This window comes from Candidatus Pelagibacter sp. HIMB1623, from assembly GCF_052047695.1.
Taxonomy (GTDB): domain Bacteria; phylum Pseudomonadota; class Alphaproteobacteria; order Pelagibacterales; family Pelagibacteraceae; genus Pelagibacter.
The window spans coordinates 19,494-31,760 of sequence record NZ_JBNAJN010000001.1 but is presented as its reverse complement, the minus strand read 5'-3'; the positions used below and the strand labels follow the sequence as shown (position 1 = coordinate 31,760).

At 30.2% G+C, this 12,267-nt stretch carries 15 protein-coding genes; 9 read left to right on the top strand and 6 right to left on the bottom strand.

Going from position 1 to position 12,267, the window contains the following annotated elements; translation table 11 throughout:
* Positions 1–387: 387 nt before the first annotated feature.
* From rseP to ACTTBN_RS00160, 4 genes are all read left to right on the top strand, one after another.
* The gene (rseP, locus tag ACTTBN_RS00175) at positions 388–1,500 is read left to right on the top strand and encodes an RIP metalloprotease RseP (protein ID WP_440680438.1); all 1,113 of its coding nucleotides are present in this window, start codon (positions 388–390) and stop codon (positions 1,498–1,500) included.
* A gap of 156 nt (positions 1,501–1,656) precedes the next feature.
* Positions 1,657–1,932 (top strand): HU family DNA-binding protein, encoded by a 276-nt coding sequence (locus ACTTBN_RS00170; protein ID WP_440680437.1) that lies wholly within the window; start codon positions 1,657–1,659, stop codon positions 1,930–1,932.
* Between the two features lie 145 nt (positions 1,933–2,077).
* A complete protein-coding gene (locus ACTTBN_RS00165; RefSeq protein ID WP_440680436.1) occupies positions 2,078–3,379 on the top strand; it encodes an ammonium transporter in 1,302 nt (433 codons plus the stop codon).
* A gap of 224 nt (positions 3,380–3,603) precedes the next feature.
* Positions 3,604–4,896 (top strand): ammonium transporter, encoded by a 1,293-nt coding sequence (locus ACTTBN_RS00160; RefSeq protein WP_440680435.1) that lies wholly within the window; start codon positions 3,604–3,606, stop codon positions 4,894–4,896.
* A gap of 57 nt (positions 4,897–4,953) precedes the next feature.
* On the opposite strand, the gene bcp is transcribed toward ACTTBN_RS00160, so the two are convergent.
* Positions 4,954–5,421 (bottom strand): thioredoxin-dependent thiol peroxidase, encoded by a 468-nt coding sequence (gene bcp / locus ACTTBN_RS00155; protein WP_440680434.1) that lies wholly within the window; start codon positions 5,419–5,421, stop codon positions 4,954–4,956.
* 79 nt (positions 5,422–5,500) lie between these two features.
* Between bcp and ACTTBN_RS00150 the strand changes: the two genes are divergently transcribed.
* A complete protein-coding gene (locus ACTTBN_RS00150; RefSeq protein ID WP_440680433.1) occupies positions 5,501–5,845 on the top strand; it encodes a rhodanese-like domain-containing protein in 345 nt (114 codons plus the stop codon).
* Here ACTTBN_RS00150 and ACTTBN_RS00145 read toward each other — a convergent pair.
* Positions 5,842–6,420: a 2-hydroxychromene-2-carboxylate isomerase gene (locus ACTTBN_RS00145; RefSeq protein ID WP_440680432.1), complete on the bottom strand. Its 579-nt coding sequence runs from the start codon at positions 6,418–6,420 to the stop codon at positions 5,842–5,844. The two genes, ACTTBN_RS00150 and ACTTBN_RS00145, sit on opposite strands and share 4 nt — an antisense overlap.
* Entirely contained in the window at positions 6,413–6,886 is a 474-nt protein-coding gene (locus ACTTBN_RS00140; RefSeq protein ID WP_440680431.1) for an ABA4-like family protein, read from the bottom strand. Before ACTTBN_RS00140 ends, ACTTBN_RS00145 begins: the two co-directional genes overlap by 8 nt.
* 24 nt (positions 6,887–6,910) lie before the next feature.
* Between ACTTBN_RS00140 and ACTTBN_RS00135 the strand changes: the two genes are divergently transcribed.
* Entirely contained in the window at positions 6,911–7,474 is a 564-nt protein-coding gene (locus ACTTBN_RS00135) for a regulatory protein RecX (RefSeq protein ID WP_440680430.1), read from the top strand.
* Here ACTTBN_RS00135 and ACTTBN_RS00130 read toward each other — a convergent pair.
* The 3 genes from ACTTBN_RS00130 to ACTTBN_RS00120 are packed head-to-tail and all read right to left on the bottom strand — an operon-like array spanning position 7,466 to position 8,543.
* A complete protein-coding gene (locus ACTTBN_RS00130; RefSeq protein ID WP_179850440.1) occupies positions 7,466–7,609 on the bottom strand; it encodes a hypothetical protein in 144 nt (47 codons plus the stop codon). The two genes, ACTTBN_RS00135 and ACTTBN_RS00130, sit on opposite strands and share 9 nt — an antisense overlap.
* On the bottom strand, positions 7,609–8,370 hold the full coding sequence (locus tag ACTTBN_RS00125) for a 3'(2'),5'-bisphosphate nucleotidase CysQ family protein (RefSeq protein ID WP_440680429.1): 762 nt from the start codon (positions 8,368–8,370) through the stop codon (positions 7,609–7,611). The genes ACTTBN_RS00130 and ACTTBN_RS00125 overlap by 1 nt, the downstream gene beginning before the upstream one ends.
* 2 nt (positions 8,371–8,372) lie before the next feature.
* Entirely contained in the window at positions 8,373–8,543 is a 171-nt protein-coding gene (locus ACTTBN_RS00120; protein WP_440680428.1) for a DUF3553 domain-containing protein, read from the bottom strand.
* 41 nt (positions 8,544–8,584) lie between these two features.
* Between ACTTBN_RS00120 and mnmA the strand changes: the two genes are divergently transcribed.
* The 3 genes from mnmA (at position 8,585) to ACTTBN_RS00105 (ending at position 12,266) form a co-directional block, all read left to right on the top strand.
* Positions 8,585–9,703 (top strand): tRNA 2-thiouridine(34) synthase MnmA, encoded by a 1,119-nt coding sequence (gene mnmA, locus ACTTBN_RS00115; protein WP_440680427.1) that lies wholly within the window; start codon positions 8,585–8,587, stop codon positions 9,701–9,703.
* 163 nt (positions 9,704–9,866) lie between these two features.
* The gene (locus ACTTBN_RS00110) at positions 9,867–11,042 is read left to right on the top strand and encodes a trans-sulfuration enzyme family protein (protein ID WP_440680426.1); all 1,176 of its coding nucleotides are present in this window, start codon (positions 9,867–9,869) and stop codon (positions 11,040–11,042) included.
* A 3-nt stretch (positions 11,043–11,045) separates the two neighbouring features.
* A complete protein-coding gene (locus ACTTBN_RS00105; RefSeq protein ID WP_440680425.1) occupies positions 11,046–12,266 on the top strand; it encodes an MFS transporter in 1,221 nt (406 codons plus the stop codon).
* The last annotated feature ends 1 nt before the right edge of the window (position 12,267 follow it).

Here is a 12,267-nt window from a genome sequence, read left to right as displayed (position 1 = left end):
TAATCAATACTTAAGGATATTTGTAGGTATTGTCCTAGTAGGTCTCATTTTGTTTTCTTTGTACTATAAATTTAAGAATAAATAATTGCTTATTATTGAAATTATAAAAGCTATTGAAATTGTTTTTTAAGCTCATAGACTGTTTTCAAACTGATTATGGATAAATTTTTACCATTTATATACATGATTGGATTGTTAATTTTAGTCCTACCTGCTTTTTTACAATCTAATTCTAAGTTAAAAATTTTTTTAAAAAACTTTTCAATATGGACAGTGATAGTATTAACAATTATTTCAATAATTTATATTTTTAATAATTAAAAAATATGAATACTATTGATTTTAAGAAGGTTGTGATTACTGTGATATTAGCTAAAATAGAGTTGTATGCTTAGTTATATTGTTCCATTTTTAATTCTGATTTTAGTTGTGGTGTTTATTCATGAATATGGACACTATTATTTTGCAAGAAAATATGGAGTGGGGGTTACTGATTTTTCTATTGGATTTGGTAAAGAATTATTTGGTTGGAATGATAAACATGGAACTAGATGGAAAGTTTGTGCTATTCCTTTAGGTGGATACGTCAAGTTTTTTGGAGATCGTAATGTGTATTCACAAGCCGATCATGAGGAAATTTTAGAAAAATATAATGAAGAGGAAAGAGATAAATTATTTATTTTAAAACCTTTATATCAAAGAGTATTAATTGTATTTGGGGGTCCTTTAGCAAACTTTTTATTAGCTTTAGCAATCTTCTTTTGTATTTATACTTTTGTTGGAAAAGATTTTACTCCTGCAGTTATTAGTGAAGTTCAAAAAGACAGTCCTGCAATGATTGGAGGCTTAAAAAACCAAGATATTATTTTAGAAATTGATGGCAATGAAGTTAAAAGCATCATGGAGGTTTCTAAATATATTACAATGTCTACATCTGACTTTATAGATTTTAAAGTAAAGCGTTCATATGATGAATTAATTTTAAAAGTAAAACCTAATATTGTTGAAGGTGAAGATGGTTTAGGAAATAAAATTAATAAAAGAATGGTTGGTATAAAACTTAGTGCCTACAATGATAAAATTAATCATGTTAAATTAGGTCCAGCACAAGCATTGTATCATGCAGCAAACGAAGTCTATTTCGTAAGTGTTTCTTCCTTGAAATACATTGGTGGAATGATCATGGGAAAAGCAGATACTTCCCAACTTGGAGGTCCTATTAGGATTGCAAAGATATCAGGACAAGTTGCAACCTTTGGAGTGTTAGCTTTTATTAGTATGATGGCTTATATTTCAATAAGTTTAGGCTTAATTAACTTGTTCCCTATACCAATGTTAGATGGTGGACACTTAATGTTTTATGCATTTGAAAAGGTTTTAGGTCGTCCTTTATCTCAAAAAACACAAGAAGGTTTTTTTCGAATCGGTTTGTTTTTATTGATATCATTGATGTTTTTCACCACATTTAATGACCTAAAAGACCTTGGTTTATTTAGATAATTTAAATTTCTAAATTGTTAAAAAATACAATAAAATCAACACTTATTTAAGTTTCAACTAGATATTGTATGTCTTTAAAAAAAAGACACTAAAAAAAAGCTTGATTTATCAACGTTTATGACAAGTATGAATATTAACCAACAAACCGGAGCTAAAATGAACAAAAAACAACTAGTAGCAAAGCTTTCTGGCTCTTTAAATCAGAGCAAAGCAGATGCTGAGCGAACTTTTGATACCATTACTAACACTATTTTAGATAGTCTTAAGAATGACGAGCCAGTGAAAATCGCTGGTTTTGGTACTTATAAAGTTGCTAAGCGAAAAGCTAGAGTTGGAAGAAACCCAAGAACTGGTGAGCAGATCCAAATCGCTGCTTCTCAGAAGGTAAAATTCTTACCAGCAAAAGCTTTAAAAGAAGTATTCAATAAATAATATTTTTTTAACAGCCCTAAACGATTGTAAAAACACGTTTAGGGCTGTTACTATATGCAAAAACTGCATACCCAATTTTCCTAATCAGCGTTAGTTTTTAATTTTTTTAAATTTATAACCCACCACTTTAACAAGTGGAGGTCTTATGACTAAAATAATAAAGAGTATATCTGCACCATTACTAAGTTTGGTATTTTTACTAAACATGAGTAGTGCGGGTATGGCAGAAACAACCGTTTCTGCTGAAGTGGGGTTTATATTTAACACTCTACTATTTTTAATTTGCGGTTTTCTTGTCATGTTTATGGCAGCAGGTTTTGCAATGTTAGAATCTGGAATGGTAACTTCAAGAAGTGTTTCAGTAATTTGTGCAAAGAATATAGGTTTGTATGCAATTGCTGGAATAATGTTTTGGCTAGTTGGTTACAACTTAGCTTATGGTATTCCAGAAGGCGGATACATTGGATCATTTACGCCATGGTCAGATGCAAGTGCAATTGACACGGGTTATTCAGATGGATCTGATTGGTTCTTCCAAATGGTATTCTGTGCAACAACAGTTTCAATTTGTTCAGGTGCTATGGCTGAAAGAATCAAGTTATGGCCGTTCTTCTTATTTGCAGCTATCTTAGCTGGTATTATTTATCCAATCGTAATGGGTTGGCAGTGGGGTGGAGGCTGGTTAGCAGAAATTGGCTTCTCTGATTTCGCTGGTTCAACTTTAGTACACTCAACTGGTGGTGCTGCTGCTTTAGCTGGTATCATTTTACTTGGTGCTAGAAGCGGAAGATTTGATAGTAAAGGTCAACCAAAAGCTTTACAACCTTTTGCTGCATCTTCAATTCCATTAGTAACAATAGGTGTATTTATCCTTTGGTTAGGTTGGTTTGGATTTAATGGTGGTTCACAATTAGCATTAGGTACTTTTGATGATGCAGTTGCGATCTCATCAATTTTTATCAATACAAATCTTGCAGCTTGTGGTGGAGTAATGGCCGCAGGTATCTTAACAAGATTAATGTACGGTAAAACAGATGTTATTCAAATGTTAAACGGAGCAATTGGTGGTCTAGTAGCAATTACTGCAGAACCATTAGCACCATCTCCATTTGCAGCAATTTTAATTGGAGCTGTTGGTGGATTAATCGTAGTGTTTGGAACTAAGTTGTTATTCAACTTCAAACTTGACGACGTTGTAGGTGCAATCCCAGCTCACTTATTTGCTGGAATTTGGGGAACACTTGCAGTGCCATTAACAAACGCTGATGCATCGTTCAGTGCACAATTAATTGGTGTACTTTCAATTAACATTTTTGTGTTTGCTGTGTCTTACATCGTATGGTCAATAATGAAAGGTACGTTTGGAATCAGATTAAGTAAAGAAGCTGAAACTAAAGGTACAGACGTTACTGAAACAGGTGTAATTGCTTACGCAATACGTGACTAATTGCATGCAATATAGAGGCTCTTCGATCTCCATGTCGTTATCTCATTGAAGAGCCTCTAAACAAAGAATTAACTAAATATCTCTCTCTAGTTAGTTATAACCAAAGGCCCCATTTCTGGGGCCTTTTTTTTACACATATGCTTATTTCTCATAACTCTTTTGACCTATCAGCAGTACTTAAAAACTAAATTTTTATTAAAAAGCTTCCAAAACAAGGAGAGATAATGATCAATAATTTAAAAAAAATATCATTAAGCTTAGTAGTAATTTTAAGCTTTACTAATTTTGCTTCAGCAGAAACAACTATGTCAGCTGAGGGACAATATATTTTCAATTCACTAGGATTTTATCTTGGCGGTGTTTTAGTTGCATTCATGGCAGCAGGTTTCTGTATGCTTGAAAGTGGATTAGTGACAACTAAAAGTGTATCAACAATTGCAGCAAAAAATATTGGTAAGTTTGCAATTTGCTCATTAATATTCTTTTTCTGTGGCTATAATTTAGCTTATGGAATTCCAGAAGGTGGGTTTATAGGTTCATTCTCAATGTGGAGTGATGCCTCAGAACTTTCAACAGGTTATTCAGATTATTCAGATTGGTTCTTTCAAACAATGTTTGTATGTGCAACTGCTTCAATTGTTTCTGGTGCAGTAGCTGAAAGAATTAAAATTTGGCCATTCTTTATTTTTGCAGCAATCATGGCTGGAATAATTTATCCAATTTCAATGGGTTGGCAGTGGGGTGGAGGTTGGTTAGCAACTTCAGGTTTCTCTGATTTTGCTGGTTCAACTTTAGTTCACGCTTGTGGTGGAGCTGCTGCTTTAGCAGGTGTTATATTATTAGGTGCTAGAGAAGGAAGATTTTCAAAATCTGGTGAAACAAAATCATTGGTTCCTTTCGCAGCGTCTTCAATACCATTAGTAACACTTGGAACTTTCTTATTATGGTTTGGCTGGTTTGGATTTAATGGATTTAGTCAACTTGCAATGGGAACTTTTGATGATGTGAATGCAATTAGTAAAATTGCAGTTAACACTCACTTGGCAGGAGCCGCTGGGACTGTAATGGCTGCAGTAGTTACAAGATTACTTGGTGGTAAAACTGATATTGTAATGATGCTTAATGGAGCATTAGCAGGATTAGTTGCTATTACAGCAGAGCCTTTAACTCCAAGTCCTTTATTAGCAATTTTAATTGGAGCTCTTGGATCATTAATTATGTATTTTGGTACTAAATTTTTAGAAAGTAAAAAAATTGATGATGTTGTAGGTGCAATTCCAGTTCATTTATTTGCTGGTATATTTGGAACTTTAGTTGTTCCAATGAGTAATCCAGATACAAATTTTGGAACACAGTTAACAGGTGTGATCGCAGTATGTTTATTTAGTTTCATACTTTCATACATCGTCTTTAGAGTTCTAAAGGCGACTATTGGTCTTAGAATTAGTGCTCAAGCTGAAAAACTTGGAACTGATGTTGCTGAGGTTGGTGTAAAAGCTTACGCGATCAGGGACTAAAATATCTCTCTATATATAACAATAAAAGGCTCCTTAGAAATAAGGAGCTTTTTTTTTTTATTTTGAAATATCTTTTAATGTTTCTAGGACTTCTTTGGCGTGATCTTTTACTTTAACGTTTTCCCAGATTTTTAGAATTTTACCTTTTTTATCAATTAAAAAAGTTGTTCTGTTTATTCCCATAAATTCACGTCCCATAAATTTTTTCTTACCCCAGACTTTGTATTTTTTAAGTACTTTGATCTCTTCATCTGCAAGTAAATCAAATTTAATTTTATATTTATCTCTAAATTTATCGTGACTTTTTAGGCTATCTTTTGATATTCCATATACTTCACAGTCTAACTTTTTAAATTTAGCTAACAATTTATTGAAGTCATTAGTTTCAATTGTGCATCCAGGTGTATCATCTTTTGGATAAAAGTATAAAACTACATATTTTCCAATTGAATCTTTTAAAGAATATTTATCCTTTGAGGTCGATGGAATTACAAAACTTGGTGCTTTAGAATTTATTTTTAACATAGTTCTAGCTATATAATCCTTTTTTGATATTTTAAAATAAAATAATTAAAATAAAATCAACTTATACTGCTAATTTTTTATGACTGAAATTAAAACTATAAATGCTGATGAAGCATATCAAATGGTTCAAGAAAACAAATGTAATCTAATTGATATAAGAGAATTGAATGAATTAGAACTTGCTGGAAGGGTAGAGAACGCTAACCATATTCCAATGGGAAACTTAGACATTCTTCTTGATCCAGAAAGCGATGTTTTTAAGAGTGGTCAGTTAGACAAGGATAAAGAAATGGTTTTGTTTTGTGCTGGAGGAGTAAGATCTGAAATGTCAGTGAAATCTTTAATAACAAAAGGTTATAAAAATATTTCCCACATCGAGGGTGGTTTTGGATCTATAAGTAATAGTAATTTTAAAATAGTTTAATTTATTTTAAATTCATCTAAGGCATATTCTAATCGGTCTTGCCCCCAAAAAATTTTATTATTTACTATAAAAGTTGGAGCTCCGAATACTTCTTTTTCAAAAGCTTCCTGAGTTAATTGTTTTAAATTATCTTTGATATTTTGATTATTTATTGAATTAAAAAATTGATCTTCATTGATTGTTAATTTTTTTAAAAGAGATTTGATATTATCTTTAACAGACAAATCTACATCATCTTTCCAATAAGCTTCAAAAAAAGAATTTAAATAATTTCTTTTTTTATCTTCCTCGACACAAAGATAACCTCTCATAACACTTAGAGAATTAATAGGAAACTTAGAATTCCATTTAAAAATAATATTATTTTTTTTTGCAACAAGCTCACAATCATTTTGCATATTTTTCATTTTATATTTATTAAAAGCAGGTGCAGTAATACCTGCTAAATTATGAAGTCCACCAAGCAATATGGGTTTTAGCTTGAAATTAATGCCACTTATCTTTAAAATTTTTTTGTAAGCAATGTAGGCATATGGACTAATTATATCGAAATAAAAATCTATATGATTACTCATATAGGTTTAATCTTTTGGCGTAAAAAATTCTAATTATCCAATAAACAAACAATCCAATAGGTCCAATTAAATAAGTAATTATCAGAGGCACAGCCATCAATACTTTATTTATAAAGTATTTTTGAGAGTCCTTAACAATCCAACCACCAACAAATAAATTTATAGCCACAAAGTGCGTCCAGAAAAGAGTTAGGTATAAATTGTCTTCAAATAATCGCGATAGCTCAACTAAACCAAGATATAAACTAAAATTAGCATCAAAGTCGTAACCAATTGTGAAAGATCTGTATAAAATATAAATATAAACACCGCTCAACAATAAAAAAGGAAATATTGAAGTTACCAAATATCTACACAAATGTGATTGTGGAAATATTATTAACATGAACCAAAAGGGTATAACTCCTAAATTGATCCACATGTAAAGTACATCAATTGTAAAATAGTTATAAATTTGTTCGATCATATTTATATTATATAAAATCTAACCATGATTCCTATAAGAAATAAAAGAAAAACTCTTCAAGTTACCGTTGATGAAATGCGAAATTTTGCCTTTGCTTACATTGAAAAATATGCACCCTCAAAACAACAACTCAAAACATATTTATTGAAAAAATATATGAAGCTTTCAGTATCAGATACTAGGAAAAAAGATGTTAACAAGTTAATTGATATTGTTTTGTCTGATTTAGAAAAAAATAAATTCATTAACGATCAATTTTATTCAGAAAGTAAAGCAAGGAGTATGATCCAAAGAGGGAACTCAATAAATAAAATTAGAAATTATTTATTAGGCAAAGGAATTGATGATAGTTTTATTAAAGATACAGTTGATAAAATAAAGGATGATAATTCTGACCAGGATTTTTTTTCAGCAATAAAATTATGTAAGAAAAAAAGAATAGGACCAGCACGAACTGAAGATAATAGATCATTGTTTTATAAAAAAGATATATCGTTACTTGCAAGGAATGGATTTGATTTTGAAACATCAAAAAAAGTGATGGATATTGATAAAAACGAATATGAAAAAATAATTAAATTACTTTAATTTTCTTTTTTTCTCTTCATCAACAAGGTGGTTTATTTTATTTCTAATATAATTTTTAACAAAAACAAAAACTAGTAATCCAAAAATTGAAACAGATACTATTATTATTAAAATAATTCTTAATTGTTCGTCCATTAAATTATATTTTTACTTTTTAAAATTAAACTTGGATTTTTTAAATCATTCTTACCATATAATATTTCATTACCATTAAAGTCTTTAACTGATCCTCCAGCATTTTCTAAAATTGCATGTCCCGCTGCAATATCCCACTCGTAAGCTCGAGGCTCAGCAACATAACCATCAAATTCACATGCAGCGACAACACAAAATTTCAAAGAACTTTTCATACGAGTATTTTCCTTTACCCCAAGTTCATCATAAATTTTTTGTATCTCAGGTTTAATTTTATTGCTGTATGAAATAAACTTAAGTGGTTTGGTTCTTTTAGAAGGCAGCTCAAAAAGATTTATGGTTTTGTTATTTGTAAATTCAAAAGATTTACCCTTACCATAAGAATAAAACATTCTTTTTTTAGCTGGAGCATTTATTAAACCTGCTACAGGTTTATTATTAATTATTAAGCCAGCATTAATAGTAAATTCCTCTAAATTGTTTATATAATCATAAGTTCCATCTATTGGATCTACTAACCAGAAATTTTTTAATGAGTTACCTTTATTTTCAGATGTTTCTTCTGAAATAATTGGAATATCAGGTGTTACTTTTGATAATTGGTTAGATATAAATTTATTTACTTCGATGTCGCCATTGCTTACTGGTGTATTATCTGATTTAATTTCTTTGCTTAATCCTTCTTTTCTTAATCGAAGAGCCAAATCTCCTGCAGATAAGAAACTATTAATTAAATCTTCGACAATTTTTTGTAAATCCATTTTTATTTACCAATTTTTTTTAATTCGATATTTTTTGCATTAATTACTTTTTTACCTGCATTTTCAAAGTTTACAGTAACTTTATCATTTATAATTGATTGTACTTGTCCAATACCCCAGTCTTTATTCATAGGATTTGTGACTTTGTCACCTGGCTCATAATCTAAAATCATTTAATTTAACTTATATTGCAAATAAGTATAAATACCACCTTATGAATAAAGAATTAAACTCTATCGGAATTAACAAAAAACCTGAAGATACTACAGTAGTAGTTGCCATGTCTGGTGGAGTAGATTCCTCTACTGTAGCTGGGATAATGAAAAACGAAGGTTACAAAGTGATCGGTATCACACTTAAACTTTACGATGATGGAAAAGAAGTTGCTAAATCTAAGCAGTGTTGTTCAGGTCAAGATATATTGGATGCTAAACGTGTTGCTCACAAATTAGGCATTGAACATAAGATTTTATACTATCAAGATAAGTTTAAACAAGGTGTGATAGATAATTTTGTTGATAGTTATTTAAAAGGTGAAACACCAATACCATGTGTTCAATGCAATCAAACAGTAAAGTTTAAAGATTTATTTGAAGTATCAAAAGATATGAAAGCGGATGCATTAGTTACTGGTCATTATGTAAAAAACATAACTGAAAATAACACCAACAATATGTATAGAGCAATTGATGAAAATAGAGATCAAAGTTATTTTTTATTTAACACAACAAGAGAGCAATTAGATTATTTAAGATTTCCTTTAGGCGGAATGTTAAAAGACAAAACAAGAGAGATTGCTAAAGAGTTAGATTTAAATGTTGCTGACAAACCTGATAGTCAAGATATTTGTTTTGTTCCCAATGGTGATTACGCATCTGTAATAAGAAAATTTAGACCAGACTCTTTTCAAAAAGGAAATATTAAAAATTTAGATGGAAAAGTAATAGGTGTTCACGATGGTATAATAAATTTTACAATTGGACAGAGAAAAGGAATAAAAGTTTCAGATAAAGAGCCTTTGTATGTTTTAAAAATAAATTCAGATAATAATGAAATTATTGTTGGACCTAAAGAGTACCTAGGTAAAAAGGATATACATCTGAAAGATTTAAATTTATTAACTGATAAAAAAGATCTTGATCAAAATATATTTGTTAAAGTTAGATCAACAGGCAGTCTTCTTGAGGCAAAAGTAGATTTAAATAATGATAATACTGCCCATGTTCATTTAATAGAGCCTGAGGATGGAATATCTCCAGGACAGGCATGCGTATTCTATAGCAAAGACCAATATGGTCATAGAGTTCTTGGCGGTGGTTGGATTAAAGAATAAAAGAACTATTTCTTCTTATTTTTTCTTTTTGCTCTTCTCTTTTTGGAGCCTTGTTTTCTTCGACCCCTATGTTTCTTCGGATAACTCATTTAGTCCTATTTATTAATTTATTGACGTTTTTTACGGGATATAGCATTGTCTTTTAAACATATCAAATTTTATTATGAGCAATTCTTTTAAAACATTTTTAAAACATACTGCTAAAGATTTTCACAATCAGTCTGTAAATCCACCAATTGTGCGTGCATCAACGATTATTTTCAAATCGATGCAAGATATTAGAAAAACCCAAGAGAAAGCTAAAAAAAATCCTACTGGTGGTCATTTTGATTATGGAAGACAAGGAACTTCAACGACTCATATATTGCAACAAATTTTATCTAAGCTTGAAGAAAGTTATTTTACTTTTTTAACACCTACTGGATTTGGAGCAGTGTTCCTTGCAATCTTCAGTGTTACAAGACCTGGTGATGAAATTATTGCAGCTGACCCAGTTTACAGTCCAACAAGACTATTGACTCAAGATTTTTTAAAAGAATTTAATATCAAAACAACTTTTTATGATCCACACGATCTTAAGACATTAGAAAAAGCAATTACCAAAAAAACTAAATTAATTTTTGTAGAAAACCCTGGAAGTAATACTTTTGATTTTCAAGATTTAGGTAAAATTATTTCAATTGCAAAAAAACATAAAATTTTAACAGCAATTGATAATACGTGGGGAACTCCATATTTTTTAAAACCTATTAAACTCGGTTTTGATATGGCAATTGTTTCAGCAACAAAATATTATTCAGGTCACTCAGATGTAATGGGAGGAAGTTTAGCGGTTAATAAAAAAGTATTTCCAAAAGTAAAAGCAACAGAAAGAGTTACAGGTTTAAGATTAGGACCTGATGATGCCTATTTAATTACAAGAGGATTAAGAACTTTAGATGTAAGATTAGATAGACATAGAGAAAATGCGAAAAAAGTAGCAGAATTTTTATCTAAATTTAAAAACATAAAACTATTGTATCCATTCAAAAAAGACTCTTACAATTTTAGAATGTGGAAGAAATATTATTCAGGTGCTTCAGGTTTAATGGGCTTAAGAATAAAAGCTAAAAGTGAAAAGGCAGTTGTAAAATTTGTAAATAATTTAAAATTATTTGGACACGGTTACAGTTGGGGAGGGTTTGAAAGTTTAGCTTTACATCAAAATGTTAGAGAGCAAGGAAATAGAAGTTATCTTAAATTAGCAAAAAATGAGTATATAGTTAGATTGCATATTGGTTTAGAGGATCCTAGCGACCTTATCGCAGATATTAAGCGGGCCCTAAAACACCTAAAGTAATTAATGGCTTCAGAAAAGTTTATTAGAAATAAAACAGCTTTAATTACATTATTAGCAGCATGTTTTGTAGTTTTAGTTTCTTTAGGAGTAAGACAAACCTTTGGATTATTTTTTTCGGACTTTAAAAATGATTTAAATATTTCCCTAACCGAATCTGGCTTATCAATTGGTCTACAAATGTTGATGTGGGGATTAACAGGACCTATTTTTGGAGCAATTGCAGATAAATATGGTGGCCACAAAGCTATAATGTTGGCTTTTATATTTTATATTTTAGGAATTTATTTTTTATACGCTGGTCCAAATACCAATCTCTATTTCCAACTGGATATGGGTATATTAATCGGTATTGGTTTGGGCGGTACTGCAATTAGTATACCAATGTCTGTAGTGGGAAAACATTTCCCACTGTCTAATAGAACAATTGCAATGAGTATAGTCACAGCAGTTGGTTCATTCGGGTACTTTGTTTCACCAATTTTTACAAATCTATCTTTAAATAATAATGGATGGGAAGTCACTCTTCTATGGTTTTTGTTATTTTTGATTATGGGATTAATCATTTCTTTTTTTGTAAGATCACCATCTAGTGACCAAATTTTAGAAAAATCAAATGATCAAAATACTTCGCAGGCATTAAATGAAGCCTTTAAAAATAAAAGTTATATTTTGTTAGTGTTAGGTTTTTTTGTGTGTGGATTTCATATCACTTTAGTTGGAACTCATGTTCCAACATACGTTATTGATAGAGGATTAGAAAGTTGGACCGCAGCAGCAATCTTATCTTTAATAGGATTATTTAATATTTTTGGATCATTATTTAGTGGATATCTATCAACTAAAATGAGTAAGAAAATTATTTTGAGTGCAATTTATGCTCTTAGAGGTCTATCAATAATTTTCTTTATATTTCTTCCTCCTAGTACACTTAATGCATTTATATTTGGAGCAAGTTTTGGTTTTTTATGGCTATCAACTGTTCCAGCCACAAGTGGTATCGTTGCACATATTTTTGGAACAAAATTTTTAGGATTATTGTATGGAATAGTATTTTTAAGTCATCAAATAGGATCTTTTTTTGGTGCTTATCTAGGAGGCTTATTTTATGATCTATATGGATCCTATGATTATGCTTGGTATTTAGCAATTATGTTGTCGGTGTTTGCAGCAATTGTTCATTTACCTATAAAAGAAGAGCCAGTATTAAGATTAAGAACAGAATAAA